This window comes from Salmonella sp. SAL04157, from assembly GCF_046551635.1.
Classification (GTDB): Bacteria; Pseudomonadota; Gammaproteobacteria; order Enterobacterales; family Enterobacteriaceae; genus Salmonella; species Salmonella enterica.
Genome location: NZ_JBGDVS010000001.1, coordinates 17,612 through 34,686, shown reverse-complemented (window position 1 = coordinate 34,686; position 17,075 = coordinate 17,612). Strand labels below are relative to the sequence as shown.

At 55.1% G+C, this 17,075-nt stretch carries 17 protein-coding genes and 1 other RNA gene; 14 read left to right on the top strand and 4 right to left on the bottom strand.

Translation table 11 applies throughout. The annotated features are described in order from the left end of the window. Positions 1-36: 36 nt before the first annotated feature. From ACLJRE_RS00130 to ACLJRE_RS00065, 14 genes are all read left to right on the top strand, one after another. Positions 37-615, top strand: a complete 579-nt coding sequence (locus ACLJRE_RS00130; protein ID WP_000993756.1) for a phage baseplate assembly protein V — start codon at positions 37-39, stop codon at positions 613-615. After that, on the top strand, positions 612-971 hold the full coding sequence (locus ACLJRE_RS00125; RefSeq protein ID WP_000177484.1) for a GPW/gp25 family protein: 360 nt from the start codon (positions 612-614) through the stop codon (positions 969-971). The genes ACLJRE_RS00130 and ACLJRE_RS00125 overlap by 4 nt, the downstream gene beginning before the upstream one ends. Then, on the top strand, positions 958-1,866 hold the full coding sequence (locus ACLJRE_RS00120; RefSeq protein WP_058657300.1) for a baseplate assembly protein: 909 nt from the start codon (positions 958-960) through the stop codon (positions 1,864-1,866). Before ACLJRE_RS00125 ends, ACLJRE_RS00120 begins: the two co-directional genes overlap by 14 nt. Next, positions 1,859-2,464, top strand: coding sequence for a phage tail protein I (locus ACLJRE_RS00115; RefSeq protein WP_001086804.1), 606 nt, complete (start codon positions 1,859-1,861; stop codon positions 2,462-2,464). Before ACLJRE_RS00120 ends, ACLJRE_RS00115 begins: the two co-directional genes overlap by 8 nt. Then, positions 2,461-4,227, top strand: coding sequence for a phage tail protein (locus tag ACLJRE_RS00110; RefSeq protein WP_023226824.1), 1,767 nt, complete (start codon positions 2,461-2,463; stop codon positions 4,225-4,227). Before ACLJRE_RS00115 ends, ACLJRE_RS00110 begins: the two co-directional genes overlap by 4 nt. A 2-nt stretch (positions 4,228-4,229) precedes the next feature. After that, complete coding sequence (locus ACLJRE_RS00105) at positions 4,230-4,757, top strand: tail fiber assembly protein (protein WP_000680167.1); 528 nt, start codon at positions 4,230-4,232, stop codon at positions 4,755-4,757. Positions 4,758-4,887: 130 nt separating this feature from the next. Next, entirely contained in the window at positions 4,888-6,060 is a 1,173-nt protein-coding gene (locus tag ACLJRE_RS00100; protein WP_006781073.1) for a phage tail sheath protein, read from the top strand. A gap of 9 nt (positions 6,061-6,069) precedes the next feature. Continuing rightward, a complete protein-coding gene (locus ACLJRE_RS00095; protein WP_001207653.1) occupies positions 6,070-6,585 on the top strand; it encodes a phage major tail tube protein in 516 nt (171 codons plus the stop codon). A 54-nt stretch (positions 6,586-6,639) separates the two neighbouring features. Then, the gene (locus ACLJRE_RS00090; protein ID WP_001280967.1) at positions 6,640-6,942 is read left to right on the top strand and encodes a phage tail assembly protein; all 303 of its coding nucleotides are present in this window, start codon (positions 6,640-6,642) and stop codon (positions 6,940-6,942) included. A gap of 14 nt (positions 6,943-6,956) precedes the next feature. Beyond that, on the top strand, positions 6,957-7,076 hold the full coding sequence (locus ACLJRE_RS00085; RefSeq protein ID WP_000763317.1) for a GpE family phage tail protein: 120 nt from the start codon (positions 6,957-6,959) through the stop codon (positions 7,074-7,076). Beyond that, positions 7,069-9,876, top strand: a complete 2,808-nt coding sequence (locus ACLJRE_RS00080) for a phage tail tape measure protein (RefSeq protein WP_410957281.1) — start codon at positions 7,069-7,071, stop codon at positions 9,874-9,876. The genes ACLJRE_RS00085 and ACLJRE_RS00080 overlap by 8 nt, the downstream gene beginning before the upstream one ends. Beyond that, positions 9,873-10,358: a phage tail protein gene (locus ACLJRE_RS00075; RefSeq protein ID WP_000980409.1), complete on the top strand. Its 486-nt coding sequence runs from the start codon at positions 9,873-9,875 to the stop codon at positions 10,356-10,358. The genes ACLJRE_RS00080 and ACLJRE_RS00075 overlap by 4 nt, the downstream gene beginning before the upstream one ends. Next, a complete protein-coding gene (locus ACLJRE_RS00070) occupies positions 10,355-11,455 on the top strand; it encodes a phage late control D family protein (protein WP_006781078.1) in 1,101 nt (366 codons plus the stop codon). Before ACLJRE_RS00075 ends, ACLJRE_RS00070 begins: the two co-directional genes overlap by 4 nt. A 68-nt stretch (positions 11,456-11,523) precedes the next feature. Beyond that, positions 11,524-11,742, top strand: a complete 219-nt coding sequence (locus ACLJRE_RS00065) for an ogr/Delta-like zinc finger family protein (protein ID WP_000980498.1) — start codon at positions 11,524-11,526, stop codon at positions 11,740-11,742. Between the two features lie 117 nt (positions 11,743-11,859). On the opposite strand, the gene ssrA is transcribed toward ACLJRE_RS00065, so the two are convergent. From ssrA to ACLJRE_RS00045, 4 genes are all read right to left on the bottom strand, one after another. After that, positions 11,860-12,222, bottom strand: a transfer-messenger RNA (tmRNA) gene (gene ssrA / locus ACLJRE_RS00060). Positions 12,223-12,292: 70 nt separating this feature from the next. Further along, positions 12,293-13,456, bottom strand: coding sequence for an HlyD family type I secretion periplasmic adaptor subunit (locus ACLJRE_RS00055; RefSeq protein WP_072101449.1), 1,164 nt, complete (start codon positions 13,454-13,456; stop codon positions 12,293-12,295). 7 nt (positions 13,457-13,463) lie between these two features. Next, positions 13,464-15,644, bottom strand: coding sequence for a type I secretion system permease/ATPase (locus ACLJRE_RS00050; protein WP_000196150.1), 2,181 nt, complete (start codon positions 15,642-15,644; stop codon positions 13,464-13,466). After that, positions 15,641-17,050, bottom strand: a complete 1,410-nt coding sequence (locus tag ACLJRE_RS00045; RefSeq protein ID WP_000533869.1) for a TolC family outer membrane protein — start codon at positions 17,048-17,050, stop codon at positions 15,641-15,643. Before ACLJRE_RS00045 ends, ACLJRE_RS00050 begins: the two co-directional genes overlap by 4 nt. Positions 17,051-17,075 lie beyond the last annotated feature (25 nt).

The following is a 17,075-nucleotide window of genomic DNA, read 5'->3' as shown; positions in this document are numbered from 1 at the left end:
TACATCACTCTACCAGGTTGTGCAAGGATCGCTCTCATGAATGCACAACTGACTGAAATCATGCGCCTTATCACCAATCTGATCCGCACAGGTGTAGTTACCGAAGTGGACCGGGAGAACTGGCTTTGCCGGGTGAAAACGGGCGACCTTGAAACCAACTGGATTAACTGGCTGACACTGCGTGCGGGCAAATCGCGCACTTGGTGGAAACCGTCTGTGGGTGAGCAGGTTGTGCTGTTCAGCCTTGGCGGCAATCTGGAAACCGCGTTTGCCCTGCCTGCGGTCTACTCAAACCAGTTTCCGCCACCTTCAGACTCTGAGGACGGTAACGTGACGGAATACCCGGACGGCGGCTGGTTTGAATATGAACCCGCCACCGGGCGCTGGTTTGTCAGGGGCATCAAATCAATGGTCATTGAGACCGCTGACAATATCACCCTGAAAACCAGTGAGTTTGTGCTGGAGGCTGACCGCACGCGTATTAACAGCGAAGTGGTGATCAATGGTGGCGTTACCCAGGGCGGCGGTGCGATGAGTTCTAACGGGATCGTGGTTGATGCGCATCAGCATACTGGCGTCCTGAAAGGCGGCGATACAACCGGAGGCCCGGTATGACGCTGTATCTCGGCATGAGTCAGAGCAATGGAAAAGCGATTACGGATACCGACCATCTGCGCCAGTCGGTGCGGGATATTCTGCTGACGCCGCAGGGCAGCCGCATTGCCCGCCGGGAATACGGTTCCCTGCTGTCGACCCTGATTGACCGGCCGCAGAACCCGGCGCTGAGACTGCAGATCATGTCTGCGGTCTACGTGGCCCTGAGTCGCTGGGAGCCACGACTGACGCTGGATTCCATCACCATCAGCAGCAATTTTGATGGCTCCATGGTGGTTGAGCTTACCGGGCAGCGCAACAACGGCGCGCCGGTTTCCCTTTCCGTATCAACAGGAGCAGACAATGGCAGTCATTGACCTTTCCCAGTTGCCTGCGCCGCAGATAGTGGACGTGCCGGATTTTGAGACGCTGCTGGCTGAGCGCAAGGCCGCTTTTGTGCTCCTTTATCCGGCGGATGAACAGGACGCGGTGCGGCGCACACTGGCGCTGGAATCTGAACCCGTCACCAAGCTGCTGCAGGAAAGTACATACCGCGAAATCCTGCTGCGCCAGCGTATTAACGAGGCTGCGCAGGCGGTCATGGTGGCCTATTCGATAGGAAATGATCTTGAGCAGCTGGCAGCCAACTGCAACGTGAAACGTCTGACGGTAGTGCCTGCTGATAATGATGCAGTACCGCCGGTCGCCGCGGTGATGGAAGATGATGATGCGCTGCGCCAGCGCATCCCTGCAGCATTTGAGGGACTGTCCGTTGCTGGCCCGACGGGAGCCTATGAATTTCACGCCAGAAGTGCGGACGGACGTGTGGCAGATGCCAGCGCAACCAGTCCGGCCCCTGCAGAGGTGGTACTTACCGTACTGAGCCGGGAGGGTGACGGTACAGCAGTAAAAGACCTGCTGGATGTGGTTGAAAAAGCCCTGAACAGTGAGAGTGTACGCCCGGTGGCTGACCGTCTGACGGTTCGTAGTGCGGAGATCATACCGTACCGGGTGGAGGCTACCATTTTTCTTTATCCGGGGCCGGAAGCGGAGCCTGTTATGGTGGCGGCAAAAGCCAGCCTGCAGAAGTACATCGCCAGTCAGACGAGGCTGGGACGTGATATCCGCCGCAGCGCCATTTATGCCGCGCTGCACGTGGAGGGCGTCCAGCGTGTGGAGCTAACGTCCCCTCTGGAGGATGTGGTGCTGGATAAGACGCAGGCGGCATCCTGTACTGAATGGAGCGTTACCAACGGGGGCACGGATGAATAGTCTGTTGCCGCCGGGTTCGTCGCCGCTTGAGCGCCGACTGGCGCAGACCTGCAGCGGGATTTCCGATCTGCAGGTATCGCTGCGTGATTTGTGGAACCCGGCAACCTGCCCGATCAGATTCCTGCCTTATCTGGCCTGGGCGTTTTCTGTTGACCGCTGGGATGAGAGTTGGACAGAAAGCGTCAAGCGCCGCGTTGTGCAGGACGCTTTTTATATCCATCAGCACAAGGGGACAACCCGCGCCGTGCGGCGCGTGGTGGAGCCGTTCGGCTTCCTGATCCGCATCATTGAGTGGTGGCAGACCGGCGAAACGCCGGGAACGTTCCGTCTGGATATTGGCGTACAGGATCATGGTATCACCGAAGACACCTATCTGGAGCTTGAGCGCCTGATAAGCGATGCCAAACCATGCAGCCGTCATCTGGTTGGTATGTCCATCAACCTGCAGACAGGTGGCCCGTATTTTGTGGGGGCAGCCACCTACACCGGCGAAGAAATCACGATCTACCCGTATATCAACGAAACCATTATTTCCGGCGGCACCGCTTATGAGGGCGGGGCGGTCCATGTTATTGACACAATGAGAGTGAATCCATGAGCGCAAAATTTTATACCCTGCTGACGGAGATCGGCGCGGCGAAACTGGCAAGCGCCGCCGCGCTCGGTGTCCCGCTGAAAATTACCCATATGGCGGTGGGCGACGGTGGCGGTGTGCTGCCCACACCCAGCGCGCAACAGACCGCGTTAGTTGCTGAGAAGCGTCGAGCAGCGCTGAATATGCTGTATATCGACCCGCAGAACAGCAGCCAGATTATTGCTGAGCAAGTGATCCCGGAAACTGAGGGGGGATGGTGGATTCGTGAGGTCGGCCTGTTTGATGAAACCGGCGCACTGATCGCCGTGGGTAACTGCCCTGAGAGCTACAAGCCGCAGCTGACAGAAGGGAGCGGACGTACGCAGACCGTGCGCATGGTACTGATTACCAGCAGCACCGATAACATCACCCTGAAAATTGATCCTGCAGTAGTACTGGCAACCCGTAAATATGTAGATGATAAGGCGCTGGAGCTGAAGGTATATGTAGACGACCTGATGGCAAAGCATCTTGCTGCACCGGACCCGCATTCACAGTATGCACCCAAAGAAAGTCCGACGTTTACCGGGACACCCAAAGCGCCAACGCCAGCGGCAGGAAATAACAGCAGCCAGATTGCTAATACGGCATTTGTTCAGGCAGCGATAGCAGCACTGGTTGCGTCATCGCCAGCGGCGCTGGATACATTAAATGAACTGGCTGCTGCGCTGGGGAATGATCCAAACTTTGCGACAACAGTGATGAATGCGCTGGCAGGAAAACAACCTCTCGATACCACGCTGACGAATCTGAGTGGAAAAGACAATGCAGGGATTCTCCAATACCTTGGTTTAAAAGACGCACTTTTAAAAGGTGACGGGCGATTCCTTGCGGGAACGTTTGTCAGTGACGCAATTGACCGAACATCAATTGGTGCCAGAGCGGCTACAGGCTGTCAGTTTATGCGCGCACATCAGGCACCTGATGCGCCAGACCAGGTAAGTTTCTGGCAAATTATTACCCTTAGCGAGGTGGTAAGTCCGACCACTGTTGTGGATGTTCTTGCAGTCAGTGGCAATAACGTATTGTTTGGTCACGGAACAGGAGCGGGTATTACCTCATGGCGTCAAGTGGCGATGCTGGAGGGGGGCGCCTTTACGGGGGGTATTTCTGCTCCAAATATGCGTGGCGATACCCTGGTTACGGTTGGGGATGGCACTGGTGGGATGGCTAAAGGTGACGTTGATGGTGCAGGTTTTAATGGTAACAATCTGAACATTAAGTCATGGAATGGTATCGGATTTCAGAACTCAGAAGACCTGGCTATCCGGGCATATATCAGCACCCGACTCGGTGTTATCGCAGCTGCTGAAAATTTGCAGGCCGGAAATGCGATATTCAACAAAAACGGCGATGTTTACGGCGATATATGGGGCACAGGCAGCGGGCCTGGCTGGTTGAGTGCGTATATTGCAGGCAGACCGTTACGACAATACATCACCATGGTCGGTGTGTACCAGAACGACAAAACAAAGCCATTTATGCTTCATGATGATGGTTCTGGTGTATTCCTTGCTACAACTGACATGCTAAGTGGGTATGTTCAGTCAATTCGATTCGGTGCCGTTGAGCATGGAAACGTATATCGTTCGCCCGGATTTGCAGACCAGTTAGGTTACGTCATTACAGGTGTTGAGAATGGAGACTCGAACGAAACACCAGACAGGATCCAACGACGCTTGTTACAGCTTAAAGTGAATGGTCAGTGGTATACGGTGGGGGCATAAAAATGAAACATTTTAAAAATTTCACTAAAACAACGGAATTAACACCCGTTCAGCAGGAATTATCAGAGAACTGCAGCATCCAGTTTATCAATGATGAAGCAGGTATTGACTGGTATATATTACAAAAATTATTCCACTCCGATACACTGAAAATCCAGTATGACAAAACAGGACTGATTATTTCTGCAGATAAAGATGTGACAAAGCTATTTCCACTGAATTGCTCTGTTGTGGAATTTGCTGATACTGATATTCCTGATGATTTCCAGCCAGGTAATTTCACCTACAGCAACGGCACTATCGCCCCTGTTCAGACTGATTATGTTGCTTTAGCGACGGCAGATCGCGACAGGCGTATGGCTGCGGTCACGATAAAAATCAATCAGCTTATGGAAGCTCAGGACGATAGCGATATTACGGCGACAGAACTGCTGGAACTTTCAGCACTGCGTGAATATCGTACGAAACTAAGACGAATGGATTTAACTGCTGCGCCAAATATTAACTGGCCTGTGTATCCGAAAAAGTAACTCCGTCCCTGCGTTAGCGGGGTCTTTTTATCCCTTCCATTGTGCCATCTCCTGTACAACGTATATCGCGTGCGCCGCGTGCGTATCAACCAGAACATAAGGTATCCCTGTCAACCGGAGAGACTGCCTTATGGCTCAGGATTACCACCACGGGGTGCGCGTTGTTGAAATCAACGAGGGCACCCGACCTATTACCACGGTGAGCACTGCCATCGTGGGCATGGTCTGCACCGGCGATGATGCTGATGCGTCCGTGTTCCCCCTCAATAAGCCGGTCCTGCTGACTGATGTGCTCACCGCCAGCGGTAAAGCGGGGGAGTCCGGCACGCTGGCCCGCTCGCTGGACGCGATTGCAGATCAGGCAAAACCCGTGACTGTCGTTGTGCGTGTGGCGCAGGGCGAAACCGAAGCGGAAACCACCTCCAATATTATCGGCGGCGTAACTCCCGACGGTAAGAAAACGGGCATGAAAGCGCTACTGTCGGCGCAGTCGCAGCTCGGTGTTAAGCCGCGCATTCTTGGGGTGCCGGGACATGACACTCAGGCCGTTGCTACTGGACTGCTGGGCGTGGCGCAAAGCTTGCGCGGGTTTGCCTACCTTGCTGCTAATGGCTGCAAAACGGTGGAGGAAGCTATTGCCTATCGCGAGAATTTCAGTCAGCGCGAGGGAATGCTGATCTGGCCTGACTTCATCAACTTTGACACCGTGCTGAAAGCAGACGCCACGGCTTACGCCTCCGCCCGTGCGCTCGGCCTGCGTGCCAAAATCGACGAGCAGATTGGCTGGCATAAAACCCTGTCCAATGTGGGTGTGAACGGTGTCACCGGCATTTCCGCTGATGTGTTCTGGGATCTGCAGGACCCGGCAACCGATGCGGGACTGCTGAACAAAAATGACGTCACCACATTGATCCGCAAAGACGGCTTCCGCTTCTGGGGTTCCCGTTGTCTCAGTGACGATCCGCTGTTTGCCTTTGAGAACTACACCCGCACGGCGCAGGTGCTGGCTGACACTATGGCGGAGGCGCACATGTGGGCGGTGGATGGCGTGCTTAATCCGTCGCTGGCCCGCGACATTATTGAAGGACTACGCGCCAAGATGCGCAGTCTGGTCAACCAGGGATACCTGATTGGTGGTGACTGCTGGCTGGATGAGTCCGTTAACGATAAAGACACCCTTAAAGCCGGGAAACTGACCATTGATTATGACTACACTCCGGTGCCTCCGCTTGAAAACCTGATGCTGCGCCAGCGCATCACCGATCGTTACCTGGTCGATTTTGCCAGCCGTGTCGCTGCATAAGGGGGAATCATGGCTTTACCACGCAAGTTAAAACACCTGAACCTGTTCAACGACGGGAACAACTGGCAGGGGATCGTTGAGTCTCTGACCCTGCCGAAATTTACTCGCAAGTTTGAGAAGTATCGCGGCGGCGGTATGCCGGGCGCAGTGGATGTGGACATGGGGCTGGATGACGGCGCACTGGACACGGAATTTTCAATCGGCGGTACCGAGCTGCTGTTATTCAAGCAGATGGGCAAGGCAACCGTTGACGGCATCCAGCTGCGTTTCACAGGTTCCATTCAGCGTGACGATACCGGCGAAGTGCAGGCCGTTGAGCTGGTTGTGCGCGGGCGCCATAAAGAGGTGGATTCCGGCGAGTGGAAAACCGGCGAGAGCAGCAGCACCAAAGTCAGCAGTACCAACAGCTACGCGAAGCTGACCATTAATGGTGAGGTGCTCTATGAGGTCGATCTGGTCAACATGGTAGAAATCGTTGGCGGCGTGGACCTGATGGAAGAACACCGTAATGCCCTTGGCCTCTGATTAACCTTAACGGCGCGGGCAGCCGCGCCAGTATTTCATTAACAGGAAACGAACATGAGCGACAAGCTGACTGAAAAGACCGTAAAACTGGATACCCCCATCATGCGCGGTAAAACTGAAATTACCGAAATTGTGCTGCGCAAGCCTCAGTCCGGCGCACTGCGTGGCACCCGTCTGCAGGCCATTATGGATATGGACGTGGGCGCAATGATGACTGTGATCCCACGAATCTCCACCCCGACGCTGACCGCGCAGGAAATGGCAGAGCTGGACCCCGCCGATCTCACCGCGCTGTCGGTAGAGGTGGTGACTTTTTTGTTGAAGAAGTCGGTGCTTGCCGGTTTACCGACAGCCTGACGATTGATGATCTTGTGGCGGATATCGCCACCATCTTTCACTGGTCGCCATCCATCACTGACGTTATGCCGCTGACTGAGGTGTTGGCGTGGCGGTATAAGGCAATTCAGCGAAGCGGGGCCAGCGATGAGTGACAATAACCTGCGTCTGCAGGTGATTCTTAATGCGGTTGACAAGCTCACCCGCCCATTTCGATCCGCGCAGGCCAGCTCAAAAGAGCTGGCTGCAGCCATTCAGCAAAGCCGCGCCCGTTTAAAAGAATTAGATGCTCAGGCGGGCCGCATTGACGGTTTCCGCAAGGCCAGCGCGCAGCTAGCAGTCACCGGTAACAGCCTGAAAGCCGCACGCGAAGAAGCTGCGAAACTTGCCACGCAATTCTCTGCCACCAACCGCCCGACGGCGGCGCAGGCACGGCTGCTTGAGCAGGCAAAAAACCGCGTTACGGAGTTACAGAGCAAATATAACGGTCTACGTCAGTCGGTGCAGCGCCAGCGTCTTGCGCTCAATGAAGCCGGACTGGACACGAAAAAGCTCAGTAGTGCGCAGCGGGAGCTGCGGCAGAATGCCGACGAAACCCGGCAGGCCCTGGACCGGCAGCAGAAATCCCTTAAAAGCCTGGGCGAACAGCAGGCGCGAATGAACGCCGTCCGCGATCAGTATTCGCGCCGTCTTGAGGTGCGGGATCGCATCGCCGGGGCAGGGGCTACCACTACGGCTGCAGGGGTGGCAATGGGCGCACCTGTTGTGGCGGCAGTTAAGAGCTACGCCAGCATGGAAGATGCCATGAAAGGTGTGGCAAAGCAGGTAAACGGGCTGCGGGACGATAATGGCAACCGCACAAAACAGTTTTATGACATGCAGGATGCCATCAAGGCCGCCAGCGAACAGCTACCGATGGATAACGGCGCTATAGACTATGCCGCGCTGGTTGAAGGTGGTGCTCGCATGGGGGTGACCAATCAGGACGATCCTTACGAAGAGCAGAAACGTGACCTGCTGGCTTTTGCATCCACGGCGGCAAAAGCGGCAACGGCCTTTGAGCTGCCCGCAGATGAACTGGCAGAAGGACTGGGGAAAATCGCGCAGCTCTATAAAGTTCCGACGCGCAATATTGAACAACTGGGCGATGCGCTGAACTACTTGGACGATAACGCCATGTCAAAGGGTGGGGACATTATCAACGTCCTGCAGCGTATGGGGGGCGTGGCTGACCGCCTTGACTTCCGAAAGGCCGCGGCGCTGGGTTCAACATTCCTTTCTCTTGGGGCTGCCCCGGAAATCGCCGCCAGCGCCTCTAATGCCATGGTGCGTGAACTGTCCATTGCTACCATGCAAAGTAAACGATTTTTTGAAGGCATGAATCTGTTGCAACTCAATCCGGCGGAGATTGAAAAGCAGATGACCACCGATGCCATGGGCACAATTCAGCGGGTTCTGGAGAAGGTCAACAATCTGCCGCAGGATAAACGCTTGTCAGCCATGACAATGATTTTTGGCAAAGAGTTTGGCGATGATGCGGCAAAGCTGGCTAGCAACCTGCCGGAGCTGCAGCGCCAGCTGAAACTCACATCAGGTAGTGGTGCTAATGGCTCTATGCAGAAAGAATCCGACATTAACAAGGATTCATTGTCTGCGCAGTGGTTGCTGGTTAAGACGGGCGCGCAGAACGCTTTCAGCAGCCTGGGGGAAACGTTGCGCCAGCCGCTGATGGATATTATGGGCATGGTTAAGCGCGTGACCGGGGCGTTGCGTCGCTGGGTTGAACAGAATCCCGTGCTGGCTGGCACGCTGATGAAAGTGGCGGCAGCTACGACAGCCATTACTGTTGGGTTGGGGGCGCTGGCAGTGGCGGTGGCTGCGGTACTAGGGCCGCTGGCGGTTATCCGGTTTGGCCTGTCAATGCTGTCAGTTAAAGCGTTACCTTCTGCAGCCGCCGCTGCCACACGTACAGGTAGCGTGCTGCGTTTGTTGATCTCTGGTCCGCTGGCTTTGCTGCGCGTGGCATTATTTGCTGTTGGTAGCCTGCTGGGTGCGCTGCTCAGTCCTGTAGGGCTGGTTGTGGCTGCACTGGCAGGCGTGGCGCTGGTTATCTGGAAATACTGGCAGCCCATTAGTGCATTTCTGGGGGGCGTGGTGGAAGGGTTCAGAGCCGCTGCTGCGCCCATCAGCGCCGCCTTTGAGCCGCTCAGACCCGTGTTTCAGTGGATTGGTGACAGGGTGCAGGCCTTGTGGGGCTGGTTCAATGATTTACTTACCCCGGTTAAATCCACTTCCGAAGAACTGAACAGCGCAGCTGCAATGGGGCGTCGGTTTGGTGAGGCGCTGGCGGAAGGTCTGAATATGGTGATGCACCCACTTGAGTCACTTAAATCCGGTGTGTCATGGCTGCTGGAAAAGCTCGGTATTGTCAGTAAGGAGGCGGCAAAGGCGAAACTACCTGCGCAGGTTACGCAGCCGCAGTCCGCCACAGTGAACAGTGACGGCAAAGTGGTGCTGCCGCCAGGCGGGTTCCCGGCTTACGCGGGGATGTACGACACGGGCGGGATCATTCCACGCGGGCAGTTTGGCATTGTCGGAGAAAATGGCCCTGAAATTGTGAACGGACCGGCAAATGTTACCAGCAGGCGGCGTACTGCTGCACTGGCCTCTGTCGTTGCTGGCGTGATGGGGGTAGCTGCGACACCTGCAGAAGCGGCTCCGCTTCATCCGTTCAGTTTGCCTGCGAGGGCATACCAGCCCCCGCTTGCTAAGGCAGATAGCCCGCCGCCGGTTATTCGTTATGAGATAAATGCGCCCATTCATATTGTCGCTCAGCCTGGGCAGAACGCGCAGGATATTGCCCGTGAAGTGGCACGCCAGCTTGACGAACGGGAGCGCCGGGCCAGGGCAAAAGCACGCAGCAATTTCAGCGATCAGGGGGGGTATGAATCATGATGATGGTACTGGGTTTATATGTATTTATGCTGCGCACTGTCCCTTATCAGGAACTGCAGTATCAGCGCAGCTGGCGACACGCCGCCAACAGTCGGGTGAACCGCCGTCCGTCAACGCAGTTTCTTGGCCCGGATAACGATTCACTGACACTGTCCGGGGTTCTGCTGCCGGAAGTGACCGGCGGCAGACTGTCATTACTGGCGCTTGAACAAATGGCTGAACTGGGCAAGGCATGGCCTTTGATTGAAGGTAGTGGAACCATTTACGGCATGTTTGTTATTGAGAGTCTGAGCCAGACAAAGACGGAGTTTTTTGCCAGCGGAATGCCCAGGCGCATTGAGTTTACGATCACCCTCAAACGGGTTGATGAGTCGCTCTCTGACATGTTCGGGAGCCTGAGTGACCAGCTCAGCAACCTGCAGGACTCCGCAGCATCTGCTATTGGGGGGATTAAAAACACGGTTGGAGGATTGCTGCAGTGAACGTTAATTCTGATCTCCTGAATCTGAACAGCAAAAGCCCGGCTTTCAGTATCACCATCGAAGGCAAAGACGTGACGACGGTGATGGACGCGCGCCTGATGAGTCTGACACTGACGGATAACCGGGGCTTTGAAGCGGACCAGCTTGATCTGGAGCTGGACGACGCCGACGGGCTGATCGCCCTGCCGCGACGTGGGGCTGTGATTCAGCTGGCGCTGGGCTGGAAAGGGCAGCCGCTTTTCCCTAAAGGGGCTTTTACCGTAGATGAAATTGAACACAGCGGAGCCCCTGACCGGCTGACCATCAGGGCGCGTAGCGCAGATTTTCGTGAAACCCTCAATACACGGCGCGAAAAATCATGGCATCAGACAACGGTGGGGAAGGTGGTAAAGGAAATTGCCGCCCGGCATAACCTCAAAGTGGCGCTGGGTAAAGACCTGACGGATAAGGCGCTGGATCATATGGACCAGACCAACGAAAGCGATGCAAGTTTTCTGATGAAACTGGCGAGACAGTATGGGGCGATTGCTTCCGTTAAAGACGGGAACCTGCTGTTTATCCGGCAGGGACAGGGAAGAACGGCAAGCGGCAAGCCGCTGCCGGTTATCACCATCACGCGCAAAGCCGGTGACGGTCATCGGTTCACCCTTGCTGATCGTGGTGCCTATACCGGTGTTATTGCCAGCTGGTTGCATACGCGTGAACCCAGGAAAAAAGAAACAACCAGTGTTAAGCGTCGTCGAAAGAAAGCCACCACACCCAAAGAGCAGGAAGCAAAACAGGGTGATTATCTGGTGGGAACGGATGAAAACGTGTTGGTTCTTAATCGTACCTACGCCAACCGGAGCAATGCAGAGCGCGCAGCAAAAATGCAGTGGGAACGTCTGCAGCGCGGGGTTGCTTCATTTTCCCTGCAGCTCGCTGAGGGGCGGGCTGATCTCTATACGGAAATGCCGGTGAAGGTGACGGGATTTAAGCAGCCGATTGATGATGCAGAATGGACCATTACCACCCTGACGCATTCTGTCAGCCCGGATAATGGATTTACGACCAGCATGGAGCTTGAAGTAAAGATTGATAATCTTGAAATTGAATAATTGGTTCTCAATATTGAATTATGATGTATCATTATTGCGATTACGGCAAAAGTGGTGGGATAACAGCAATGATGAACTGTCCAGAGTGCGGTCATGCAGCACATACCAGAAGCAGCTTTCAGGTATCAGCTACGACAAAAGAACGTTACAACCAGTGCCAAAATATAAATTGTGGCTGTACGTTCGTTACTCATGAAACGTTTGTACGGCACATTATAAAACCGAATCTAATTTCTTCTGCGCCACCACATCCGGGAAAAGGTGGTCAAGGCCACATGAGTTTCTGAACAGAACCCGCTTTAATGGCGGGTTTTTTGTTGCCGCCAGTCCGACACGCTGTCGCCATTTTGCCGCCACCACCAAAGAAAAAGGGGCTACGTTTTCACGTAACCCCTTGTTTTATTTGGTGGAGCTGGCGGGAGTTGAACCCGCGTCCGAAATTCCTACATCCTCGGTACTACATGCTTAGTCTGTCTTTACATTCGCCTGGCACCTGCGGACGGACACGCCACTACCAGACTAGCCTGATTCGTTTTAACGCTTCAACCCCAGGCAGGGCATCCGCGCGATCTCTTTTGGGTTTGACCTCTCTTGATCCCCGTCCTAAGAGCGGAGGCTAGGGAGAGAGGGCTCTAAGCAGGTTATTAAGCTGCTAAAGCGTAGTTTTCGTCGTTTGCGACTATTTTTTTGCGGCTTTTTACGAGGCCAACCGCCCCTCGGCATGCACCTTGGGTTTCGCAAATCCCGTCGAATCCAGAATCAGCCCCAATGTGTAAGGTAAGTATAACAGACTTGTGACACGCGTGACCAGCCCCGTATCTTCTTATCTTCAACGATTTACCGCTCGCGCAGCGCTTCTTTCGCGCGATTAAACGGTTTGATTAAATAGTCGACAATGGTTTTTTCACCGGTTTTGATATCCACCGTGGCGATCATGCCTGGAACAATCGAAAAACGGCGTCCTGATTTATTTTGTAGATAGTCCTGGTGGGTGCGGATAAACACGCGATAGTAGAAAATTTCCGGTTTCACTTTATCCTGAATGGTGTCTGGTGAAATGGTCTCCACCACGCCGTCAAGCCCGCCGTAAATGGCGTAATCATAAGCGGTAATTTTAACCAATGCGCGTTGGCCGGGATGAATAAAGGCGATATCACGCGGCGAAAGGCGGGTTTCAATCAGCAGACGATCGTCTACCGGCACTATCTCCATCATCTCGCCGTTAGGCGGGATCACGCCGCCAATCGTCGTGACCTGGATATTTTTAACAATGCCGCGTACCGGCGAACGCACGGTAAGGCGGGTGACGGAATCCTCGCGTCCTTTTAAAATGGCGGAGAGCATATCGACCTCAGCGTTCGCTTTCGATAACGCTTCGCGTGCCTGCACATAATATTGTGAGCGCAGATCGGTAATTTTTAAGCCTAAATCGCTTTTTTGTCGTTGCAGGCGTAGCACTTCAACATGACTGGCCGCGCCGCTTTTCTCCAGCCGCTGGGTAATGGTCAGCTCTTTATTAACCGACGCCAGCGCATCCCGTAGCTCGGCTTCGGTATCGGCCAGCTGCGCGCGGCGGCTTTTATAGAGACGTGTCTCTGCGGCAATCAGATCCGGCCAGCCGTTCAGCTCAGCGGGGAAGGCGAGAGGTAAGTCGCTGACTTCCGCAGTTAACCGTGCGCTGGAGGCGAGTGAAGCGCGATATTTTGCCGCACTTTCACCCACATTGGACGCCAGACGCGTCGGATCAAGCCGGGCGACAATCTGATTAGCCTGAACTCTGTCGCCTTCCCGCACCGTCAACTGCGCCAGAATGCCGCCATCCAGCGACTGCAGAACCTGTTCGCGTGAACTGGGGATCACTTTCCCGTTGCCGGTGGAAACCTCATCCAGTCGGCCAAACCACGCCCAGATGCCGAGAATGAGAAATAACAGTGAGCAGATCAGAACAATACGACCCGCGCCGGAAAACGCCCGTTCACGCTGAATATCGAAATCGTCCATCGCGGCATCATGCTGACTGATTTTCATTTTTCCACTCCCGACGGTGACTTTGCATCCGATCCGCGTTAAGCGCCTGCGCTTTTGGCGCATCCATCACCAGTTGTCCTTCTTTCAGGACAATGACACGCTCAACCAGCTCCAGTATTGGTACCCGGTGCGTCGCGACGACCAGGGTACGGTTGCCAAGCCACTGATGTAACCGCTGAATAAACTCTCGCTCCGTATGCTCGTCCAGCGAGGCGCTGGGTTCGTCAAGTAGCACAATATTGGGGGAGCGCAGCAGCATTCTCGCCAGCAACAGGGACTGACGCTGCCCACCGGACAGGCCGTTACCACCCTCCATAATGGGATGATCCAACCCTTTTGCCAGCCGCCTGACGAAGACGGCGCCGCCGCTGACTTCGAGCGCGTCAAAAATCTGTTCATCGTTGGCGTGCGGCGCGCCGAGCGTCAGGTTCTCTCGTAGGGTGCCGAAGAAAAGCCGCGCGTTCTGGCTAAGAAAGCCGATGTTGCGGCGTAAATCCGCCATATCGATGTGCGACAAGCTGAGATTATCAAGCCGGGCATCTCCCTGAATCATCTCCAGGCCACCCGCCATCGCCTGTAAAAGTGTGGATTTACCCGCACCGTTACGCCCCAGTATCGCAATCCGCTCGCCTGGCATGATCTCCAGACGCACGAGGCGCAACGGTATGCGTTGATCGTCGTTATGGTAACGAAACTGAGCGTTTTCAAAGAGGTAATGCCCGTGGAGGATGTCGCGGTGTATCAGGCTATCGTCATGCTGTGTCTCGGTGGGCAGTTGCATAATGTTGTCGAGACCCATCTTCGCCGCTTTCACCTGCTGCCAGCGCGCCAGCACGCCGCACAGGTTAGCCATTGGCGCGATCATCCGCGAGCCGAGCATCGACGCGGCGACCACGGCGCCGGTAGTCATACTGCCTTCAATGACCATCGGCGCGCCGAACATAATCACTGCGGCATACACCAGACTTTGTACCGACATCCCCCAACTAATAAGCCCTTGCGTGAGTTTGCGGGTGCGTAGACCCGACTCGCCGGTAATACGGATATAGCTATTCCACTGCTGAAGAAAGCGGTTCTCCGCCTGCATCAGTTTAATATCTTCCAGCCCCTGAACGCTTTCGACCAAGACTGCATTGCGTAGCGTCGCTTCGTGGGCGGCCTGGTTGGCGAGGACAGCCAGTTTTTTTTGCAGTGCGACGCCCGGCAGGATCATCAGCAGAGCCGCCACGGGCGCTATCCATGCCAGCGGTGGGGCAATAATCGCCAGGACTACCATAAACAGGAAAAAGAAAGGCAGATCGACAATGGTCGCCAGCGTTGAAGAGGTAATCATCTCGCGGATCTGCTCCAGTTCGCGTAACTGCGAGATAAAACTGCCGGTGGAACGGGGGATAGCGCTGTTGCGCAGCCTTAACGCATGACCGAATACCCGATCGGAAATGCGCATATCGGCGCGTTTACCGAGCACGTCCATAATGTGCGTACGCGCTTCACGCAGCAGAAAACCGAACAGCACCGCTACCAGCACGCCGAAGGAGAGCACGTACAGGGTAGGATATGACTGAGCGGGGATCACCCGATCGTAAACCTGCATAGAGAACACAATCCCGGCCAGAGACAGCACGTTAATCAGAAAGGCGGCGACCATTACCGGTAGATAAGGGCGAATATCCTGCAGAACCAGCTCGCGCATCCAGTCGGGTTTAAAGCGGGAGATATAGCGGTCGACGCGGCTATCCTTGAGCGCCGATAGCGGGCGTAGCGCGGCAACATAGAGGATCTCCGGCAATAACTCGCTGAGCGTCAGGCGGTTACGCTGACCCTCTTCTTCAATCACAAAAACGTCTGCCGCATCTTCGCCATTAACATGCTCGATGACCAATAACTGCCCGTCCCGGAGCTCGACAACCAACGGCAATCGCCACTGACTAAATGCCGTTTTGTCTATGTCTGGTGCATGAAAGGATAAACCCGCCTGCCGCGCGAGCTGCGTTAAGGCGGTCGTTCTGCTTTTGCCCCTAAACCACGGGGCGTTGGCCTGAATTGAACCGGGAGAACAGGCAACGCGATAATGACCGGCGACATAGCTGATGGCCTGCGCCCATTGGCTTAGCGCGCGCTCACTGAGTACCTCTTCTACATCGGGGGCGGCGCGGGTCATGGCTGGATCTCCACGGATTGAATGCTGCGATGATTTAACGCGAACGCCTGACGAAGCGCGCCGGTGTTATACAGACAGTTCAGTTGCAACTGATGCAACTGGCTTTCCGTTTGCAGTTCGGCAAAACGCGCCTGGTAAACTTCCTGCTCCGCATTAAGCACGTCGAGTAGCGGGCGGGAACCGAGGTCAAGGTATTGCTGCTGATACAGTTCGCGCGTGCGTTCGCTAAGCTGCTGTTGCCGACGAAGGATTTGTAACGCGCTGGCAAGACTCATTGCCTGGCTGCGCGCCTCCATCAGTTTCTGGCGGACATCAAGCCGGGTGCGCTGAATGGTCGACTGAGCCGCGTCTACCGCATGACTGGCGGCGTTGCGTCGGGCAGTCAGCCCTCCGCCCTGATAAAGCGGCATCTCAACTTTCACCCAGGTGGAATACTGGGTTTTATCCAGCACTTCATGACTGGGATATTTATCATTAAGATAATGTTGAACGGAAGGTTCGAGCGAAATCGTCGGCGTCATTTGCGCGTTGGCATAGTCCAGATTCGCCCGCGCAACGTTGGCCTGCGCCCAGGCGGCCAGTACCGCAGGCACCAGTCGATCGTCGGGAGTTGCCGTCTCACAGCTGCGAGCAAGTTTCGCCGGGAAGTCATTATTGATGCCGTTAAGCGAATTCCAGCCCAGCCAGCTCATCAGTGAGGCTTTCGCACTGTCGAGATTGGCCTGATACTGCGCCAGTTGCGAGCGGGCGGATTCGATTCTGGCTTCGGTTTGCACTACGTCAGATAGCGACGTAGCGCCTTCATCGCTGCGCTGCCGGATAAGTTTACCGATGCTGTCCAGCGCGACGAGCTGTTCTTCCGCCGCTTCTACCATTTGCTGCCAGCTCTGCGTTTGTACAATGGCGTTGGCGGTTTCGTGCGCGACGGTATCAATACTGAGCAACACATTGGCCTGTTGCTGTGCTGCGCCTGCGGTTTCGGCGCGAACCTGGCTTGCCACTTTGCCGAAGTCATAAAGCATTTGCGATACCGACAGCACCAGCGAGGGACTATACCCGTGATCGGTGTAGGTATTGCTGTACCCATTGTTCACACCAGCGCTGACTTGCGGATAATATTTCGATTTGGCGACCTCTATTTGTTCATTCTGTGCGAGCAGTTTGCCGACGGCTTCGCGAATAGAAGGATGCCAGCTAACGGCGCGATTGACCGCGTCATTGAGCGTCAGGTTGCCCGGCGCGGCGGCGCTGAGCGGCAACTCAGCGGCGGAGCCATCCAACGAAGGAAGCATCTGGTCCGTTGCTAATCCTTCGGATGTAATCATTGGCGGCGCTTCTGCGCCCCGGGGCTGGTGATGAAACAAAGCAAATGCCAGTACGATGGCGACAGGCGCGACTCTTCCCATAGTTTATCCCTTTTAAATATCACCG

Bases quoted from the DNA above. Each gene is read 5' to 3' on its own strand.
- ACLJRE_RS00130 (WP_000993756.1), top strand. From the start codon at position 37: ATGAATGCACAACTGACTGAAATCATGCGCCTTATCACCAATCTGATC.
- ACLJRE_RS00125 (WP_000177484.1), top strand. From the start codon at position 612: ATGACGCTGTATCTCGGCATGAGTCAGAGCAATGGAAAAGCGATTACG.
- ACLJRE_RS00120 (WP_058657300.1), top strand. From the start codon at position 958: ATGGCAGTCATTGACCTTTCCCAGTTGCCTGCGCCGCAGATAGTGGAC.
- ACLJRE_RS00115 (WP_001086804.1), top strand. From the start codon at position 1,859: ATGAATAGTCTGTTGCCGCCGGGTTCGTCGCCGCTTGAGCGCCGACTG.
- ACLJRE_RS00110 (WP_023226824.1), top strand. From the start codon at position 2,461: ATGAGCGCAAAATTTTATACCCTGCTGACGGAGATCGGCGCGGCGAAA.
- ACLJRE_RS00105 (WP_000680167.1), top strand. From the start codon at position 4,230: ATGAAACATTTTAAAAATTTCACTAAAACAACGGAATTAACACCCGTT.
- ACLJRE_RS00100 (WP_006781073.1), top strand. From the start codon at position 4,888: ATGGCTCAGGATTACCACCACGGGGTGCGCGTTGTTGAAATCAACGAG.
- ACLJRE_RS00095 (WP_001207653.1), top strand. From the start codon at position 6,070: ATGGCTTTACCACGCAAGTTAAAACACCTGAACCTGTTCAACGACGGG.
- ACLJRE_RS00090 (WP_001280967.1), top strand. From the start codon at position 6,640: ATGAGCGACAAGCTGACTGAAAAGACCGTAAAACTGGATACCCCCATC.
- ACLJRE_RS00080 (WP_410957281.1), top strand. From the start codon at position 7,069: ATGAGTGACAATAACCTGCGTCTGCAGGTGATTCTTAATGCGGTTGAC.
- ACLJRE_RS00075 (WP_000980409.1), top strand. From the start codon at position 9,873: ATGATGATGGTACTGGGTTTATATGTATTTATGCTGCGCACTGTCCCT.
- ACLJRE_RS00065 (WP_000980498.1), top strand. From the start codon at position 11,524: ATGATGAACTGTCCAGAGTGCGGTCATGCAGCACATACCAGAAGCAGC.
- ACLJRE_RS00055 (WP_072101449.1), bottom strand. From the start codon at position 13,456: ATGGACGATTTCGATATTCAGCGTGAACGGGCGTTTTCCGGCGCGGGT.
- ACLJRE_RS00050 (WP_000196150.1), bottom strand. From the start codon at position 15,644: ATGACCCGCGCCGCCCCCGATGTAGAAGAGGTACTCAGTGAGCGCGCG.
- ACLJRE_RS00045 (WP_000533869.1), bottom strand. From the start codon at position 17,050: ATGGGAAGAGTCGCGCCTGTCGCCATCGTACTGGCATTTGCTTTGTTT.